Raw genomic sequence first — 18,856 nt, forward strand, 5'->3', positions numbered from 1 at the left:
AGAAGAGGCACAAGGGCGCGAATACATCAAAGGGCCGAGGTAGCTCCTCATTATGAGCCCGCATATAAGCACGCAGTCTGACAAAATTAACGAAGGGTATTGTGCAATAGGAGGAGTCCATATAAGGTACTTCAGTGCCGAAAATATTTTTACAAAGAGAAGTGAATGAGAAGAAAATGAGGGAACCACGGGATCATTTTTTTCTTCCTCTTCAGCGAAGTGCCTCTTACCCTCTTTGTGCTATTAGATGTCTTTGATGTAGGCGTGAAATTTATTTTGCGCGCTTTCTTGTAGATCGTGCTTTAGCGCATCATTGATGAGAGATACGTAATAGCTTGACGCCATAAATGACCACTTTGTACAAAACCGCATCTTGTATCTCGTTCCCCGAACCTAATAGCTTCATATTTACGTAGGTGGTATATTCTCTTTGTGGTGATTAACCTTTTAGGTAGACGATTAATGGCAAAAGATAGATACGCGCCAAAAGCTGTTGGCGATATTATGGCGGGCTTGAGTGGTCGCTTGGCATCTTATGCTGGTAAAACCCAAGGCTTGTCTTCTCAACAAACCATTCTTGATGACTTCTTAGGTGAAACGCTTTCAAAAAAATGCCGGGTAAGTAATTACCGTGATGGTACTTTGATGATAGAAGCTGTTTCGGCACCGATAGCACTGCGTTTAAATTACTTAAAAATGGATATGCTTTCGCATTTTCGTGCCGCTGGTATGGTAGAGCTTGGGCAAATTAAAATTACCGCAAACCCACAGGCTACGCAGCGCTTATCTGCAACAAATAAGCCAGAAGAAAAGCCTGTTTCTAAACGTCAAATGAGCGAACAAACAGCTGATTACCTCAGCGCCATTGCCGCAGATGCCCCTCCATCTTTAAAAGCTAAGTTAGAGCGTTTAGCACAACATGGGCGGAAGAAATAAAGCCGTCAGCTTTCAGCTGTCAGTTTTGAGTAGAACGGCATTGTTCTTTGGTATTGCGTTAATTCTCTGGCAGCCCCTGAATTCAGTCTCATTAATAAAGAACATTTGCACAAAGAGAAGTGAATGAGAAAAGAATGAGAAAGCGATAATGTGCTTTTTTGTTTTCTTTTAAGCGCAGCGTCTCTTATCCTCTTTGTGCGATTAAATGTCTTTGATGTAGGCGTGAAATTTATTTCGCGTGTTATCTTGTAGGTCGTGCTTTAGCGCGTCATTGGTGAAGGCGATGTAATGTATTGTCGGCATAAATGACCACCTACATTTACAAAGTCGAATTTCGTCCATCGCATCGCCTTTTTACTCCCCTGATCTTGATTTTATTCTTATTGTCGCCATATCTATTCAGTAATCTTGTTTTCACCCTTTTTATGGGGTTAGATCAAAGATTATGGCTGATTTTTAAATTTTCTTGCTGAAAATCCATATCTTCATAAACAGAAGGTTTGATGTTGCGCAGACTCTGGTATGATAGCGCACGAAATAAGCGGTGTTTTGAACAGCGTACTGATAAATTGTTAATTAATATGCCCTACATCATGAGCATAAGCGCATATTAATTATCAATTGAAGAAAGTGGGTTAGCTAATGACTAGCTAACAAAGAATATATTGTAACGGTTTTATCATGATATCTAATTTATTTACCAAGATTTTTGGTAGTCGCAATGACCGCACTATTAAAAACCTAAGAAAGACGGTCGCTCTAATTAATGCGCTTGAAAAGCAATTAGAAGCGCTTTCTGATGAAGATTTAAAAGCAAAAACAGCTGAATTTAGAGAGCGTTACGATAACGGACAAAGCCTAGATGACATTTTACCAGAAGCATTTGCTGTGGTACGTGAAGCATCTAAGCGTGTAAATGGCATGCGTCACTTCGACGTACAGCTACTAGGTGGTATGGTTTTACACCAAGGTCGCATCGCAGAAATGCGTACCGGTGAAGGTAAAACACTAACAGCAACATTACCTGCCTACCTTCGTGGTTTAACAGGTAAAGGTGTTCACGTAATTACCGTGAATGACTACCTTGCAAAACGTGACGCCGAAACTAACCGCCCATTATTTGAGTTCTTAGGCCTAACAGTAGGCTGTAACGTACCTGGCATGATGCCACAGCAGAAGAAAATCGCTTACGCTGCTGACATTACTTACGGTACTAATAACGAATTTGGCTTTGATTATCTGCGCGATAACATGGCATTTAGCATTGAAGAGCGTGTACAACGCCCACTTTACTACGCCGTAGTGGATGAGGTGGATTCAATCCTAATCGATGAAGCGCGTACGCCGCTGATTATCTCAGGCCCAGCTGAAGACAGCTCTGAGCTTTACATCGAAATCAACAAAATTGTGCCTGACCTAGAGCTTCAAGAAAAAGAAGATGAAGAAGGCGTTGAAGGCGACGGCGATTACACGATCGATGAAAAGTCTAAGCAAGTTCACCTTACAGAGCGTGGTCAAATTAAAGTTGAAGAGCTACTAATTGAGCGCGGCTTAATTCAAGAAGGTGATTCACTTTACTCAGCTTCAAGCATCACATTATTAAGCCATGTGTATGCGGCACTTCGTGCTCACAAGCTTTATCAAAAAGACGTTGATTACGTTGTTAAAGAAAACGAAGTTATCATTGTTGATGAGCACACTGGCCGTACAATGGAAGGTCGTCGTTGGTCAGAAGGTTTACACCAAGCTGTTGAAGCAAAAGAAGGTGTACGCATTCAAAACGAAAACCAAACATTGGCATCAATCACGTTCCAAAACTACTTCCGTTTATACGACACTCTAGCGGGTATGACAGGTACAGCAGACACAGAAGCGTTCGAGTTCCAGTCTATCTATGGTCTAGACACAGTAGTAATGCCAACTAACAAACCGATGATCCGTGACGATCGTGCTGACCTTGTGTACCTAACACAAGAAGAAAAGTACGAAGCAATTCTTGCTGATATCAAAGATTGTCAAGAACGTGGTCAACCGGTACTTGTGGGTACTATTTCTATCGAAAGTTCAGAGTACTTATCGCAGTTCTTACGTAAAGAAAAAATTAAGCACAACGTACTTAATGCTAAGTTCCACGCGCAAGAAGCAGACATTGTTGCCGATGCCGGTTTACCTGGCACAGTAACTATTGCTACTAACATGGCCGGTCGTGGTACTGATATCGTGTTAGGTGGTAACTGGAACAGCGAAGTTGAAAAGCTAGAAAGCCCAACTGATGAACAAATCAAAGCGATTAAAGATGAGTGGCAAAAACGTCACGATGCAGTAATCGAAGCGGGTGGTTTACACATCATTGGTACTGAGCGTCACGAATCTCGTCGTATCGATAACCAGCTACGTGGTCGTTCTGGTCGTCAAGGTGATGCCGGTTCAAGCCGTTTCTATTTATCAATGGACGACGCGCTAATGCGTATCTTCGCTGGTGAGCGCATGACTAACATGATGCGTAAACTAGGTATGCAACGCGGTGAAGCAATTGAGCACCCTTGGGTTAACCGCGCAATCGAAAACGCGCAGCGTAAAGTTGAAGCACGTAACTTCGACGTTCGTAAACAATTACTTGAGTACGATGATGTAGCAAATGACCAACGTCGTGTTGTTTACTCGCAACGTAACGAGCTACTTGAAGAAGGCGATATTTCAGAAACTATCACTGCAATTCGCGGCGATGTGTTAAATGGTGTGATTGACCAATTCATTGCACCGCAAAGCCTTGCTGAAATGTGGGATATCCCAGGTCTTGAAGAGCGTTTAAAACAAGACTTCTTAATCGAGCTGCCAATTTCACAATGGCTAGCTGACGATAGCAAATTATACGAAGAGAAGCTTCGTGAGCGTATCGAAGAAGCGGTTGAGCAAGCATACAAGCAAAAAGAAGAGATGGTAGGTGAGTCTGTACTACGTCAATTCGAAAAAGCGATTATGCTACAAAGCCTAGACCAACATTGGAAAGATCACTTGGCAGCGATGGATCACCTTCGTCAAGGTATCCACTTACGTGGTTACGCACAGAAGAATCCTAAGCAAGAGTACAAGCGCGAGTCGTTTGAGCTATTCTCTGAAATGCTTGAGAACTTAAAAGTCGACGTTGTGGGTATTTTAAGTAAAGTACAAGTTCGCGCTGAAGAAGATGTTGAAAAAGTTGAAGAGCAACATCGTCGTAGCGAAAATGCGCCACGTGAATACCAACACGAAGAAGCTGAGCACATCGGTGGCGAAACACCAGAAGGTGCTGTAGTTACACAACGCGCAGAACCTAAAGTAGGCCGTAACGAGCCGTGTCCTTGTGGTTCAGGTAATAAATATAAGCAGTGTTGCGGTAAATTAAAATAACCAAAACACGGTGATAAAAAGCGACGCTTGCGTCGCTTTTTTTATGATTAAGGAAACAACAAATGACTAAAAAAGTAGTGCATGTTGCAGTTGGTGTTATTTATAAAGATCAGCAATTATTTATTTGTAAACGCCCAGACGACAAACACCAAGGCGGCTTATGGGAATTCCCAGGTGGTAAAGTAGAGCAGGGCGAAAGCGTATTTACTGCGCTACAGCGCGAGCTATTAGAAGAAGTAAACCTAACCGTAAATGGCAGTGAAGAGCTAATGGTTATCGAACATGACTACGGTGATAAATGCGTACGCTTAGATGTGCACATTGTTGATGATTTCACAGGCACAGCCCATGGCGCAGAAGGCCAACAAGGCAAATGGGTCGCACTTAGCGAGCTTGATGAATACAGCTTCCCAGCCGCCAATGTTGAGATCATCGAAAAGATAAAACAGAAGTACAAGCAGTAACAGCCGTCAGCTTTCAGCTGTCAGTTTCTGGCCGAGCGGTGTTGTTTGCGGGTTCTTTATTAATTTGCAATCTTGGTGTTGAATGTAAGACGCGCCAAGCAAGCGTGACGCCTACGATTGATGTAGGCGTGAAATTTATTTCGCGTGAAAAAATTGCACAAAGAGCAGTGAATGAGAAAAGAATGAGGAAGTGATAATAATGCTTTTTTGTATTCTCTTAAGCGCAGCGCCTCTTATCCTCTTTGTGAGTCATAGAAACATTGCGCGATATAAAATCGCGCCTACAATGCAACCACTAACCACTTAACCTCCCACTCTCATCGCTCAAAAATGCGGCTTATCTTGTTTTGATAAGAATTGTTACATATTCGATTTTGTTGTTTTGCTCGAGAGGTTTATTATGGAAACAGCGAAAAACTAACTGTTGGTATGGTTTACTCGTTTTTCGATAAATACTTTATAAATTAAATTGGTACGGGAACCTCATGAAAAAAGTAACACTTACCGCGGCAAGTATTGCACTTGCGCTCGGTCTTGTTGGTTGTGGTGAAAAAGAACAAGAAACTAAAGCACCAGCAACTGCGACCGTCACTGAAGCAAAAGCACCTTTAAACTCTGGCATTGAACTGGCGAACATGGACAAATCTGTTCGCGCACAAGATGACTTTTACTATCACGTAAACGGCGAATGGTTAGAGAAAACAGAAATTCCAGGTGATAAATCAAACTACGGTTCATTCACTCAGCTTTACGATGATTCGCAAAAAGCGATGAAAGAAGTGCTAGAAAAAGCAGCGGCAAATAAAGACGTTAAGCCAGGCTCTGATGAAGCTAAATTAGCTGCATTCTACAACAGCTACATGGACGAAGCAGGTCGTGAAGCGGCAGGTATCAAGCCATTAACACCAGTGCTAGAAAGCGTTGATGCAGTGAAAAACAAGTCAGATCTTGTTGCTTTAATGGCTGAACTTCGCATTAAAGGTGGTAGTTTACCGTTTGGTTGGTACGTAAACAACGACGCGAAAAACTCTAGCGAAAACGCGATGTATGTTTATCAGTCTGGTTTAGGTTTGCCAGATCGCGACTACTACTTAAAAGATGAAGAAAAATTCACAAAAATTCGTGAAGCTTACCAAGCATACGTAACAGCTATCTTAAGCAAGGCCGGTGTTGCTGATGCAGAGTCTGCGGCTAAAGCAATTATCGATCTTGAAACAAGCATTGCTGATGCACAGTGGAGCCGTGTTGAAAGCCGTGATGCAACTAAATCTTACAATAAGATGAGCATTGCAGATGCAAACAAACTTACAGGCGACTTTGACTTTGCAGCTTACCTTGATGCATCAGGTATCAAAATTGATGATGTAATCATTCGCCAACCTAGCTACCTAGAAAAATTTGCTGGTATCTACAACGATACAGACTTAGCAACGTGGCAGAACTACCTTAAGTTCCACTTTGTTAGCAACTATGCTCACCTATTAGATAAAGAGCTAGTAGACCTTAACTTTGATTTCTACAGCACAACACTTCGCGGTGTTACAGAGCAATCTCCACTTTGGAAAAAAGCGGTTGATGCATCAAACGGTGTACTAGGTGAAATTCTAGGTAAAGTATACGTTAAAGAAAACTTCCCGCCTGAAGCGAAAGCGCGCATGGAAGAGTTAGTAGATAACGTAATCAAAGGTTATGCAGTTGCGATTGAAAACCTTGAGTGGATGAGCCCTGAAACAAAAATTGCGGCTAAAGAAAAGCTTGATAAGTTCACACCAAAAATCGGTTACCCAGATAAATGGAAAGATTACTCAGCACTTGAAGTTAAAGGTGATGACTTAGTAGGTAACTACATTCGCCACAGCGAGTGGGAATATGCAGACATGACTGCAAAACTAGGTAAGCCAGTTGACCGTTCAGAGTGGCACATGACACCTCAAACAGTAAACGCTTACTATAATCCTGTGAACAACGAAATCGTATTCCCTGCGGCTATCTTACAACCGCCATTCTTTAACCTAGAAGCTGACGATGCTGTTAACTACGGTGCAATCGGTGCGGTAATCGGCCACGAATTAGGTCACGGTTTTGATGATCAAGGCGCGAAGTACGATGGTGACGGTAACTTACGTAACTGGTGGAGCGAATCAGACCTTAAACAGTTTGAAGAGCGCACGGGTCAGCTAGTTGCTCAATATAACGAGTACAAACCATTTGAAGATGCTAGCGTAAATGGTCAGCTTACATTAGGTGAAAACATTGGTGACTTAGGTGGCTTAACAGTTGCTTATACAGCATACCAGTTATCACTTGGTGATGAAAAAGCGCCTATTATTGATGGTTACACAGGTGATCAGCGTTTCTTCATGGGTTGGTCGCAAATTTGGCGTCGTAAATATCGTGACGAAGAGTTACGTAACCGCCTAATGACAGACCCTCATTCACCAAGCCATTACCGCGTAATCGGTATTCTTTCAAACATGCCAGAATTCTATCAGGCATTTGATGTGAAAGAAGGTGACAAAATGTATATCAAACCAGAAGATCGCGTAAAAATCTGGTAATTGATTATCGATTTTAAAAAAGGCTCTGAGTGAACGCTCAGAGCCTTTTTTGTTTGGAGCTGTCAGCTTTAAGCCGACATTTGATGTAGACGTGAAATTTATGTCACGCGATGGTTGTGTATTAAGTGGTGTTCAACACGCGCCAAGCAAGCGTGACGCCTACGGTGTTGTAGGCGTGAAATTTATTTCGCGCGATGGTTGTGTATTAAGTGGTGTTCAACACGCGCCAAGCAAGCGTGACGCCTACGGTGTTGTAGGCGTGAAATTTATTTCGCGCGATGGTTGAGTATTGCGTGATGTTCAATACGCGCCAAGCAAGCGTGACGCCTATGTTTGATGTAGGCGTGAAATTTATTTCGCGCGGTGGTTGCGTGTTGTGTGGTGTTTAAAACGCGCCAAGCAAGCGTGACGCCTACGGTTGATGTAGGCGTGAAATTTATTTCGCGCGATGGTCGAGTATTGTTTGATGTTCAATACGCGCCAAGCAAGCGTGACGCCTACGGTTTGATGTAGGCGTGAAATTTATTTCGCGCGGTGGTTGCGTTTTGTGTGGTGTTTAAAACGCGCCAAGCAAGCGTGACGCCTACGGTTTGATGTAGGCGTGAAATTTATTTCGCGCGATGGTTGTGTATTGTGAGGTTCAAACATTTTTGGTGTAAATTGGCTAGGTGTGTTTTTAAGTTCTAAGATCAGGTTTTACCTTCAGGATTGATAGGTTTATGTTTTCGTCAAGGAAGAGGCTTAAAGGGCGTACCTCACATTCAAATTGCTATTATTCAGTAACTCTTTGTTGTGAGAATCGAGTACCCATATTTGCCAACTACCTATATGCAGTTGATGCTGCCAAAGCAATTTACTATTTAGAAGATAAAGTAGAGACAATCTGCTTTGTCCTCATGCCTGACCATTTACATTGGATATTTCAACTTCGCTCTCAGCAAAACTTATCAGCAGTAATTAAGCTGTATAAAAGCATGGTGACCATGTCTATTCGTAAGAGGAAGGGGCGTAAAGTCGTAGTCTGGCAAAGTAATTTTTATGATCATCAAATCAGAGATGAAAACGACCTAATACATCAAGCTCGATATGTAGTCGCAAACCCTCTACGCGCAAGATTAGTTAAACACGTTGGCGATTACCCGTTTTGGAATTGTATTTGGTTGTAGGCGTGAAATTTATTTCGCGCGGTGTTTTTGTATTGTGTGATGTTTAAGATGCGCCAAGCAAGCGTGACGCCTACGTTTGATGTAGGCGTGAAATTTATTTCGCGCGATGTTTTTGTATTGTGTGATGTTCAAGTCGCGCTAAGCAAGCGTGACGCCTACGGTTTGATGTAGGCGTGAAATTTATTTCGCGCGAAGAAATCAAAGCATAATCGCATCTTTTAGATACTGGAATAATTCTTTGTAATTCTTTGCTGGTTTTTCTGCTTTTACTTCTTTTGCGGCGCTGCGCACTAATTGGCGCATTTTTTGACGCTCAAGAGAAGGGTATTGATCAATTGTTGAATTGATCAGGTCGTCACCTTGTTTAATTAAATCATCACGCAGGGTTTCGATTTTGTTCATCAAAACATCGGCTTGATTGTTTTTATTAAGCATGATGTCGATCATCGCTTGGATTTCATCAACGTTTTCTGTGGTACGTAATACTTTTGCGATGTAGTTTAAGTTACGACGGTAAGCATCGCTCTTATCACTTACTTTATCAGAAACAACAAGGGCTTCTTTTAAATCGTGATTAAGCGGTAAACGATCGCGTTGCTTTTTCGGCATTTTTGCAATTTCAGCACCCAGACCATGATATTGCATGGCTTCACGTTTTAATTCGCTTTTTGATACGTAAATAATTTCTTCTTCGATAAGTGGCTTTTTCTTCTTCGCCATAAGGATGCTCATTCAGTAAACTTAACTATTCGCTATTATACGCCATTTAGTTAATGATTAATATTAGCTGATGCAGGTCTCGCAGTGTGTTAGCATTCGTTACACTATAAAAAATATCAGAACCTAGGACACACAAGATGAAAGATCCTATTTATCAACACATTTCTGAAGTGAAAGACGCAGTAAGCGAAGTGCTAGAGCATGCAAAAAAATTGGGTGCAACAGCAGCCGAAGCGGCGATGTCGAGCACGTCAGGTTTGTCTGTCAGTACGCGCATGGGCGAAGTTGAAACAATAGAGTTTAACCAAGACGGTGGCTTAGGTATCAGTGTTTATGTGGGTAATAACAAAGGGTCTGCTTCAACGGCTGACTTAAACCCAAAAACATTACGTACAGTGGTCGAAAAAGCCATTGATATTGCAAAGTTCACCTCTGACGACCCATTTAATGGTATCGCTGATAAAGAGTTACTTGAATTTGCGCCGCAAGATTTAGATTTATACCACCCGTGGGAAGTTAGCCCAGAGCAAGGTGTTGAGTTTTGTCATCAAGCAGAGCAAGCGGCGTTGAACGCCGATGAGCGCATTGTAAACTCAGATGGTGCGAGTTTTTCTTCTCATCAAGGTTTACGTGTTTATGGTAACAGCCATGGCATGATTGCAGGTTACCCGCGTACGCGTCATAGCATTAGCACGATGGTGATTGGTAAAGATGGCGAGCAAATGCAGCGCGACTCGGCTTACACTATCGCGCGCCATAAAGATGATTTAAATGACGCTGCAAAAGTGGGCCTTGAAGCAGCAACTGAAACCTTGGCTAAACTGAATAGCCAAAAGCTCGGCACTATGAAAGTGCCTGTAATCTTTAGAGCTGATATTGCGAACTCATTATTCGGCCATTTAGTGTCGGCGATTGGTGGCGGTGCGCTTTATCGTAAATCAAGCTTCTTGCTTGATAGTTTAGGTACAAAAGTATTCAGCGATTGTGTGAATATCTCTGAGCGCCCGCATTTATTAAAAGGTTTAGCGTCTTCACCGTTTGATGCTGAAGGTTTAAAAACTGTAGACCGTGAAATTATTCAAGGTGGTGAACTGCAAACATACCTATTAGCAAGCTATGCGGCACGCAAACTGTCTATGGCACCAACGGGTCATGCTGGTGGTATTCATAACTGGCTAGTTGAACAAACCCATGCCGATTTAAAAGCGCTATTAAAAACCATGGGCACAGGCTTATTAGTAACTGAACTTATGGGCCAAGGTGTGAACACGGTAACGGGCGATTACTCACGTGGCGCAGCTGGCTTCTGGGTTGAGAATGGTGAAATCCAATACCCAGTCAGTGAAATCACAATTGCTGGTAACTTAAAAGATATGTTTAAGGCCGTTGTGGGCTTAGGTGGCGATATCGAGCGTCGTGGTGGTATTCAAACAGGCTCTGTATTGATTGAACAAATGCAGGTTGCTGGTAGCTGATTCATCAATAACTACTCAATTTTTGAAGCCTCACGTTTGTGGGGCTTTTTTATTTGAAAAAACGCTTTACCTAAACTTAACTTGAGGTTTTATCTTGGTGGCAGTTTAAAAATAAAAAGGAAAACTACCATGTATTTAGAGCACGTAAACCTTGTTGTAAGTAATGTTGATGCCATGCTGCACTTTTATAAAGCCGCATTCCCGCACTGGCGTGTGCGAAGCCAAGGTGACAGCAAATGGTCGGGCAAACCGCGTAAATGGCTGCACTTTGGTGATGATTACCAATATCTTGCATTAAGCGATAACGGTGAAGCTGAAAACCGTGATTTAGCCGGCCACCAAGTAGGCCTTGCTCATTTTGCCTATGTGACAAACGATATTAATGCAGTAGTTGAACGCCTGGTTTCGGCTGGTTATGAAGTTGATAAACACGGCCCAGAAAACCCTTACCGTAAAAATGTATATTTCATCGACCCTGCAGGTTTTGAAGTTGAGTTTGTAGAGTATTTTAGTGATATTCCAAGTGAAAGGAATAATGACTTGTGAGGGAGCTGTCAGCTTTCAGCTGTCAGTTTTGAGCCGAGCAGTGTTGTTTGTAGGTCAGACATAGGTTGATGGAATGGCGTTGCATATAAGACGCGCCAAGCAAGCGTGACGCCTACGACGTAAAATGTGATGTAGGAGGCGTTTTAACGCCGAACAGCTTTACTTTATTCACGGCTAAAGCCGTTCCCACGTTTGATGTAGGCGTGAAATTTATTTCGCGCGCATTCTTGTAGGTCGTGCTTTAGCGCGTCATTGATGAAACGTATGTAATATCTTGTCGCCATAAATGACGACTTACATTGCATAACCGCACCTCGTAACTTTACTGCATCTTATTCATCTCTTTCCAACTGGCTTTTAGGCTGTTGGCGAAGCTGATGAACTTTTCTTTCATGGTACGTTTAACTGAAATCTCGACTGAGCCTAGCCATACATTACCTTCAATAGTGATGGTTGGGCCTTGGCCTTTGTTTAAGGCAACTGATTTATTCTCTACACTACCAATCACGCTAAATAATTTAGATACCACATTTACATGTTCTGGCACGTAGATTTCATCGTTACCTAAAATACAGTTCACGTAAATAGTGACATGCTGATGTTGGAAAATCGCTTCGCTAAAGTCGAGTTCAATTGAACCTAAGCAGTTTGTTAGGTGAATTTCTTTTGGTACTACCCATTGGCCGCTGCGCTCATTTGAGCCCAGAATACTGCGTAGCTGCAGGCTTTCGTTGTCGCTGCTGTGGCTGTAGTGAGGTTTAAATTGCGCATGCTTATGCGACTTGTAGTCAATATCCGCTTTCAGATCTAAATCAGCAACCAGTTCAATCAGTACTTCGTTGCTGGTAGCTGCCATTGCTTGATCTAGGCGGCGTTCAAATGCTTCGGCTGAAATAACAGCATGACTGTAGTTATAAATGAGTTGATCAATGACTTCTTCTCTTACTTGATCGATTGGGCGATCTTCAAGTTTAACGGCCATGGTAGTTCCCTGTTGTGATTTTAAAGGTGATTCTTTAGTTATTAATTACAAAGCAAAGCTTAGGCCAGATTTTATTTCTATATAAATCATGAGGTTGTCTTTTTAGGCGAATAAGCAATTTCGTTAAATTAACCACAGATTAATAAAATCAGCAACTAAATGGTTATTTTTGCAACATCGTGAACTTCTTACCGAGCAGCTTGTAAATCTTTACCGAAATGAATATAAATCATCGCTGAATGAATTTTTAAATCACTGAAAATAAACAAGTAAATAGTTGGCATCATAGTCGCATTAGTAAAAGTGTCTTTAATCAAAAGGAGAAAGATTATGAACACTTTTAACAAATCTATGATTGCGGCTTTAGTAATTGGTGCAACTAGCATGTCAGCTCAGGCAAGCAGCTGGGAAAATGAAAGTAAAGATGCTTGGATTGATGGTAAGGCGGAAACTGTGCTTCTTATGAACACAAACCTTAACAACTTTGACATCAACACTGATGTAACGAATGGCAAGGTTGTACTTACAGGTAAAGTTGATAGCGAATTAGATAAAGAGCTTGCTGAAGAGTTGGTTCTTAGCCTAGACGGTGTTAGCTCTGTTGATAACAAATTAACGGTTGTTAAAAACATGAAAGCTAAGCACATGAAATCAGACAAAGCTGATTCTGCAGAAAGCGACTTAACCGATGCAAAAATCAGTACTGTAATCACCACACGTTATTTATTTAACTCAGAAGTAGGTGGTACAGATATCGATGTTGATACCGACAACGGTGTAGTAACACTAAAAGGTACTGTTGAGTCTGATGCAGAAAAGCAATTAGCGGTAAGCATTGCTGAAAACGCTGAAGATGTTCGCAAAGTAATCGATGAATTAACGATTGTTGCTGAATAATAGCAAGCCCTATATAGCCCAGCTTTGGCTGGGCTTATCTTTTTCAAGGAGTGAGTCATGGATTTAATACGTATTATTTTATCGGTTTTAATTCCACCTCTCGGCGTATTTTTACAGGTAGGTTTAGGTGCGCAGTTCTGGATTAATATTCTTTTAACTCTATTAGGGTATATTCCAGGTTTGATTCATGCTGTGTATATCATCGCTAAGCGATAATCACCGCATTAATCTACAAGGATGGGTAATGGAGCACAGCAAGGAAGGGCTGTAGGAGTAACGGACGATAAACCGCAAGGAGTTTACAGTATGGATAATGTAACTAAGCACAAAGGACAACAAGGAAGTAACAAGGCGTTATGGAGTAGCGCACAATGGCAACGCTTTATGGATAAGGTGAATGGAGATGACAGCAAGGATTAAGCTTAGGCTTGGAGCCCAAACGGATGAAGCTAGCGTAAGGAGGAGACTATATGGAACAAGTACAAACGCAATCAAAACAAGGATTGACCAATAATGGAGTTGCTTTATGGAACAAGCAACAGTGGCACGAATTTATGGAACACGCGAAAGCGGTTGCGCCACGATTAACAGGGAAGGCTGACGATAAAAACCCGATGTCATCTTCAGGTGACATCGGGTTTTTAACTACTTCAGCAATTTATCTTTATAACTTAAATTGATTTACTGTCTTATTTAGAGACTCTGCTAACTCATTCAAATCACGTGCTTCATCCGCCAATTCATGGGCATGATCCGCAGTGCTATTCACTAAGTGATTAATCGCTGCCAAGCTATTGTTAATATCTTCTGCAACCACAGTTTGCTGCTCTGTCGAAGTCGCAATTTGATGACTTTGATCTTGTACATTTGTCACAGATTGCGCGATATCTTGCAATGCTTGCAATACAATTTGTGTTTGCTCAACTGAGCCTTCAGCACGCTCTTGACCTTGCTGCATCATGGTTGATGCTTGTTGGGCAATTTGCTGTAAACGGCTGATCATATTGCGAATATCATCTGTTGACTCTTGCGTTCTGCTTGCTAGTGAACGAACCTCATCAGCAACAACTGCGAAACCTCGGCCTTGCTCACCAGCACGGGCTGCTTCTATCGCTGCGTTAAGTGCCAGTAAGTTAGTTTGCTCAGCGATTGAGTTGATAACATCAACCACCGCGCCGATATTGCCACTTTCTTGTTCAAGACCCGCAACGACTTTAGACGCTTCACCAATGTGACTTGCAAGAGCGGTCATGACTGACTGAGCTTGAGTTGAGCGCTTAGTGCCATCTGCGGTAATGGTTTGCACTTCTTCAGCGGCATTATTGGTGTGCTGGGCATTACGCGAGATTTCCATCACTGTAGACGCCATTTCGGTTACTGCCGCACTTACGCTATCAACTTGTTGCTTTTCTTGCTGAATTTCATCATTGGTTTTTTGCGATACGGTTTTCAATTGGGCAGCGGCTTGGCTTAATTGCTCAGCTTGTGCTGCAGTATTCAGCATCATTGCACGTAATTTATCGATGAAAGTATTCATGTGATGAGCAAGCTGTCCTACTTCATCCTGACTTTTTATCTCGATTTTTTGTGTTAGATCGCCATCACCTGATGCGATATCACGCATGATGTAAGTGAGTTTAGTCAGCGGCTTGGTGATCATTTGCGTGGCCCAGAAGATCATCGCAATAATAATCGCAAGAATGATGATCACGGATGTTGTGGTTGTCATCACCGCATCATTTACTGGCTCATCAATCATACTGGTCGGAATTAAAATACCCACATACCAATCAAGGTAAGGGCTTTCTAATTCAAGGCGATTGTATACAACGTAATATTGCTCGCCTTTGAATGTGACAAAGCTGCTACCCTCTTTTTGGCTTTTCATCGCGCGGTTTAATTCGCTAAAGCCCGAGGTGTCGTTAAATTGCTTTTCGAGAGCATCTAAGCCTTCTTTGCCATTAGGGCCTTCGTCTGTGATAGATAGTTTATGTCCAGTTCGTTTTGAAAAGTGCACTACTTTCTGGTTACTGTCGAGTAAAAAGCCAAAGCCTTGGCCATCAAATCGAATAGCTTCAACCATGTCGTTGATATTATTAAGCTGTAAATCAACACCACCAAAACCAATAAGCTTGTTTTGTTTATAAACAGGCTGTTGTACAACTGCAGAGGCGATACCTGTGGTTAAATCAACAGAAATAGGGCCAACATACAACTTATTAATTTTTAATGCATCTTGCCACCAACCACGTTTGTAAGCGTAATATGGTTGGCCATTATAAGTGGCTGTACGCTCGTTTTCTTTGAAGTACTCACCTGTGGTCGCAGAAGCAAAGAAGGCTGATAAAATGTTATCATCGTTACCACTAATACGAACAAAATCTTGATTAATGCTGCTGTAACCAGGCTGACTATCTAAGCTTTGATCGCGCTGAGTCCAGTTATCGAACCAGTTAACTAAATGCGGGTTTGTTACAAAGGTTTCGACAACTTTGCCGTATTTGGCAAAATAGGCCTGCATTGACAGTCGCTCACTTTGCAAATAGCTGTCGGCTTCGCGTTGAATTGCATGACGTGAAAGATCAGCAATATGGTTTACAAAAAAGCTAGACGCGATGATTAGTAGCACACTTATCGTCCCGCCAATGAGCAGAAGTATTTTTTTACGTAAAGAGAGGTTGTTTAACATAGTGCACGCGTTTTTATTATAGGTTAGAGTTATCTATCTAATCATATTTGCACCTAAATCGCTACACTGTTAAGCGAAGGTTAATAATAAATACTAAGGGGCAGTTGAGTAAATGAGTACTGAAAATAATAAACTGGTTGTTTTAGGTGCTGGCTGGCTTGGAAATGCACTTTGTGTTGAGGCAAATAAATTAGCATGGCAAGTACAGGGAACACATCGCGGTGGCGAGCACGAATATGACTTTCAGCGCCAGTTTATACTTGAAGGTGATATGCTCAAGCATGAGCTGTCGCTTGAAAATGCTTGGTGGGTCTGCGCTATTCCACCGCGTAGTCGTAGCTCAGAAAGTAACTATTTAGCGACTTTGCAAGCAGGGCTTGAACTTGCTAAGCAACTAAATTGTAAAGGCTTTATTTTATGTTCTTCGACAGGAGTTTATCCATCTAACAATGGTCAATATGACGAAACTACAGAAATTATTTGCCAATCAGCACGTCAACAGCAGCTATATGATGCTGAACAGTTAGTGCTAAGTGCTGGTGGTAAAGTATTGCGCTTGGCTGGTCTTGTAGGGCCTGGGCGCGATCCGGGTAGGTTTGTTGCCGGTAAAGAACTGACTAGCTCAAGTCAGCAAGTGGTAAACATGGTTCAGCAGCAAGATGTGATAGCGGCGATTTTTTCAGTACTTGAAAATTGGTCAAACGCGAGCAGTATTTATAATGTGGTTAATCCGGCACATCCTACAAAAGCAGATTACTACCAACAAAAATGTGCTGAGCAGGGCAACCAGCCACCGACTTTTACTAGTCATGATAAAGGCGAGCGCCTTATTGATGGCTCAGCGATTGAGTCACTGAGTTTTCGTTATCAAATGTCCATTTAGTTATTTTTTAAAAGTAAGGTGGCCGCCTAATCGGTATTTACTGCCTGGTGATACTAAACGGGCAAAGCTCACAATACCTTGTGATGACCAAGTTCGGCGGATCACTTGTAAGCATGGCTCTTCGTTATAAAGGTTCAGCCATTCGCACATTTCTTGGTTGGGCATAATCGCTTCGACTGTATGGCGTGCCTCGGTGAGCGGGGCGTTTTGCGATAAGTATTCATGAGGCGTTAGGCTATGGAAATCCTGCTGTAAGTAATCTTTAGCAAGAGCGGGGTTCACAAAGCGTTCTTCAACTTGCAGAGGTTGCTCGTTTTCATTGTGTACAATCACACTTCTGTAAACATGGCTGTCGACCTCGACACCCAAAGCAATCGCAATTGGTGCTATAGCGCTTATAGACTCCATTACTAAAATGGTACAGCTATAATGGTTACTTCGCGCTTTTACCTCATCAGCAATATTTTTAATTTCTAATAAAGATGATTGTGACTTAAAGCTAGCCACAAAAGTACCTAGGCCTTGGCTACGGGTTAATATACCTGCATCGGTTAATTCACTGAGTGCTCGTCTTGCAGTCATACGACTAACTTTAAACTGGTTGGTAAGCTCATTTTCAGAGGGCACTCGGTGATTTTCTTGCCAAGCTCCAGAACGAATATTTTCCAGAATGAACTCTTTTATTTGCGCAAATTTAGGAACTCTCATTATGCGTGTATATGTGGTGAGTAAACAGTATGTTTGAAGGTGACATAATTATCTTGTATATACAAGGTGAGTTGATAAACTTTAAGCAAATTTAAACTTAGTCTCGTAATGGGCCTATCGCAAGTATCAATGTAGGTGAAAAATGCACACAACCAATAATGATCAAGCTTTCTGGGATTTAGTGATCACAGATGCCAACATCGCCACAATGGACCCAGCCATCGAAGCACCTTATGGTGCTATTGAAAATGCAGCTATTGCTGTTAAAGATGGCAAAATTGCTTGGTTAGGTGAGCAAGCCGATTTACCAGAGTTTGATGCGCTAGCTACGCCAACATTGTCAGCAAAAGGGCAGTGGTTAACCCCCGGGTTAATTGATTGCCACACTCACTTAGTGTTCGCGGGTAGCCGTGCAGAAGAATTTGAGCAGCGTTTACAAGGTGTAAGCTATGAGCAAATAGCTGCAAACGGAGGCGGTATTGCAAGTACCGTACGTGCAACGCGAGAAGCCGATCACGAAGTTTTATTTGTCAGTGCAAAAGAGCGCTTAAATGCATTATACGCAGAAGGTGTGACGACGGTAGAGATTAAATCTGGCTACGGTCTTGATTGCGAAAACGAAATTAAACTTCTCGAAGTGGCACGTTTACTCGGTGAAAATCACCCTGTTGATGTTAAAACCACGTTTTTAGGTGCGCATGCATTACCACCTGAATATAAAGGCCGTAGCGATGAGTACATTGATCTGGTGTGCGGTGAAATGCTTGACCGTGTTGTTGAAGCTGATTTAGCTGATGCAGTTGATGCTTTTTGTGAAAACGTTGGCTTTAGTAATGAGCAAACTCGCCGTGTGTTTGAAGCGGCTAAAAAACACAACTTACCAGTCAAGTTGCACGCTGAGCAGTTATCTAATCAACATGGTGCAGAGCTTGTTGCTGAATTTAATGGCTTATCTGCGGATCATATTGAACACTTAGATGAAGCTGGTATTCAGGCAATGGCCAAAGCGGGTACTGCAGCAGTTTTATTACCAGGTGCATTTTACTTCTTACGTGAAACAAAGTATCCGCCAATTGAACTACTGCAGCAGTACCAAGTTCCAATTGCTATTTCAACTGACTTCAACCCGGGTACTTCGCCTTTATGTTCATTGCATTTGATGATGAACATGGCATGCACTATTTTTCGGATGACACCAGAACAAGCATTAGCAGGGGTAACACGAAACGCTGCAGGTGCTTTAGGACTTGATGATCGTGGTGTGTTAAAGGTAGGCGCACGTGCTGATATTGCCCATTGGCAAATAACCCACCCAGCACAATTAAGTTACCAATTTGGCGTAAATAAACTGTTAAATCTGTGGATTTTGGGTAGACTTAATTAGATAAGTCTTTTTTACGTAGTATTTTTACATGTCTTTGATTGCCAGCTTAGCAAGTAGT

The 18,856-nt window shown here is 42.1% G+C and carries 18 protein-coding genes; 14 read left to right on the plus strand and 4 right to left on the minus strand.

From position 1 onward, the window contains the following. Window positions 1–462: 462 nt before the first annotated feature. The 7 genes from L1266_RS14865 (at window position 463) to L1266_RS14890 (ending at window position 8,514) form a co-directional block, all read left to right on the plus strand. Window positions 463–936, plus strand: coding sequence for a DUF721 domain-containing protein (locus L1266_RS14865; protein WP_235377800.1), 474 nt, complete (start codon window positions 463–465; stop codon window positions 934–936). A 681-nt stretch (window positions 937–1,617) separates the two neighbouring features. Then, window positions 1,618–4,326: a preprotein translocase subunit SecA gene (gene secA, locus L1266_RS14870; RefSeq protein WP_235377801.1), complete on the plus strand. Its 2,709-nt coding sequence runs from the start codon at window positions 1,618–1,620 to the stop codon at window positions 4,324–4,326. Window positions 4,327–4,388: 62 nt separating this feature from the next. Beyond that, window positions 4,389–4,790 (plus strand): 8-oxo-dGTP diphosphatase MutT, encoded by a 402-nt coding sequence (gene mutT / locus L1266_RS14875; protein ID WP_235377802.1) that lies wholly within the window; start codon window positions 4,389–4,391, stop codon window positions 4,788–4,790. Between the two features lie 485 nt (window positions 4,791–5,275). Continuing rightward, a complete protein-coding gene (locus tag L1266_RS14880) occupies window positions 5,276–7,348 on the plus strand; it encodes a M13 family metallopeptidase (protein ID WP_235377803.1) in 2,073 nt (690 codons plus the stop codon). A 100-nt stretch (window positions 7,349–7,448) separates the two neighbouring features. Next, window positions 7,449–7,634, plus strand: coding sequence for a hypothetical protein (locus L1266_RS14885; protein WP_235377804.1), 186 nt, complete (start codon window positions 7,449–7,451; stop codon window positions 7,632–7,634). A gap of 92 nt (window positions 7,635–7,726) precedes the next feature. Next, window positions 7,727–7,861, plus strand: a complete 135-nt coding sequence (locus tag L1266_RS22300) for a hypothetical protein (RefSeq protein WP_268842770.1) — start codon at window positions 7,727–7,729, stop codon at window positions 7,859–7,861. 206 nt (window positions 7,862–8,067) lie between these two features. Next, window positions 8,068–8,514 (plus strand): REP-associated tyrosine transposase, encoded by a 447-nt coding sequence (locus L1266_RS14890; RefSeq protein WP_235377805.1) that lies wholly within the window; start codon window positions 8,068–8,070, stop codon window positions 8,512–8,514. 198 nt (window positions 8,515–8,712) lie between these two features. Here the strand turns inward: L1266_RS14890 and yjgA are convergent, their stop codons facing one another. Then, window positions 8,713–9,234, minus strand: coding sequence for a ribosome biogenesis factor YjgA (yjgA, locus tag L1266_RS14895; RefSeq protein WP_058583884.1), 522 nt, complete (start codon window positions 9,232–9,234; stop codon window positions 8,713–8,715). A 137-nt stretch (window positions 9,235–9,371) separates the two neighbouring features. Between yjgA and pmbA the strand changes: the two genes are divergently transcribed. Together pmbA and L1266_RS14905 are read left to right on the plus strand one after the other, a co-directional pair. Beyond that, complete coding sequence (gene pmbA / locus L1266_RS14900) at window positions 9,372–10,709, plus strand: metalloprotease PmbA (RefSeq protein WP_235377806.1); 1,338 nt, start codon at window positions 9,372–9,374, stop codon at window positions 10,707–10,709. 129 nt (window positions 10,710–10,838) lie between these two features. Continuing rightward, a complete protein-coding gene (locus L1266_RS14905; RefSeq protein WP_235377807.1) occupies window positions 10,839–11,255 on the plus strand; it encodes a VOC family protein in 417 nt (138 codons plus the stop codon). A 322-nt stretch (window positions 11,256–11,577) separates the two neighbouring features. Here L1266_RS14905 and L1266_RS14910 read toward each other — a convergent pair whose 3' ends face one another. Then, window positions 11,578–12,237, minus strand: a complete 660-nt coding sequence (locus L1266_RS14910) for a LiaF domain-containing protein (RefSeq protein WP_235377808.1) — start codon at window positions 12,235–12,237, stop codon at window positions 11,578–11,580. Between the two features lie 330 nt (window positions 12,238–12,567). Here L1266_RS14910 and L1266_RS14915 point away from each other — a divergent pair, with 330 nt between their 5' ends. From L1266_RS14915 to L1266_RS14925, 3 genes are all read left to right on the plus strand, one after another. Further along, window positions 12,568–13,134: a BON domain-containing protein gene (locus tag L1266_RS14915; protein ID WP_054552867.1), complete on the plus strand. Its 567-nt coding sequence runs from the start codon at window positions 12,568–12,570 to the stop codon at window positions 13,132–13,134. A gap of 57 nt (window positions 13,135–13,191) precedes the next feature. Further along, the gene (locus L1266_RS14920) at window positions 13,192–13,350 is read left to right on the plus strand and encodes a YqaE/Pmp3 family membrane protein (RefSeq protein WP_064971745.1); all 159 of its coding nucleotides are present in this window, start codon (window positions 13,192–13,194) and stop codon (window positions 13,348–13,350) included. 254 nt (window positions 13,351–13,604) lie between these two features. Then, on the plus strand, window positions 13,605–13,814 hold the full coding sequence (locus L1266_RS14925; protein ID WP_054552865.1) for a hypothetical protein: 210 nt from the start codon (window positions 13,605–13,607) through the stop codon (window positions 13,812–13,814). Here the strand turns inward: L1266_RS14925 and L1266_RS14930 are convergent. After that, entirely contained in the window at window positions 13,799–15,823 is a 2,025-nt protein-coding gene (locus L1266_RS14930) for a methyl-accepting chemotaxis protein (protein ID WP_235377809.1), read from the minus strand. The genes L1266_RS14925 and L1266_RS14930 overlap by 16 nt on opposite strands. Window positions 15,824–15,935: 112 nt before the next feature. On the opposite strand from L1266_RS14930, the gene L1266_RS14935 reads away from it, so the two are divergent. Next, complete coding sequence (locus L1266_RS14935) at window positions 15,936–16,706, plus strand: NADP-binding protein (protein ID WP_235377810.1); 771 nt, start codon at window positions 15,936–15,938, stop codon at window positions 16,704–16,706. On the opposite strand, the gene hutC is transcribed toward L1266_RS14935, so the two are convergent. Beyond that, window positions 16,707–17,414, minus strand: a complete 708-nt coding sequence (gene hutC, locus L1266_RS14940; RefSeq protein ID WP_235377811.1) for a histidine utilization repressor — start codon at window positions 17,412–17,414, stop codon at window positions 16,707–16,709. 142 nt (window positions 17,415–17,556) lie between these two features. On the opposite strand from hutC, the gene hutI reads away from it, so the two are divergent. Then, window positions 17,557–18,798 (plus strand): imidazolonepropionase, encoded by a 1,242-nt coding sequence (hutI, locus tag L1266_RS14945; RefSeq protein WP_235377812.1) that lies wholly within the window; start codon window positions 17,557–17,559, stop codon window positions 18,796–18,798. The last annotated feature ends 58 nt before the right edge of the window (window positions 18,799–18,856 follow it).

The sequence above is a fragment of the Pseudoalteromonas sp. Cn5-37 genome, assembly GCF_021532495.1.
GTDB classification, from domain to species: Bacteria; Pseudomonadota; Gammaproteobacteria; order Enterobacterales; family Alteromonadaceae; genus Pseudoalteromonas; species Pseudoalteromonas simplex.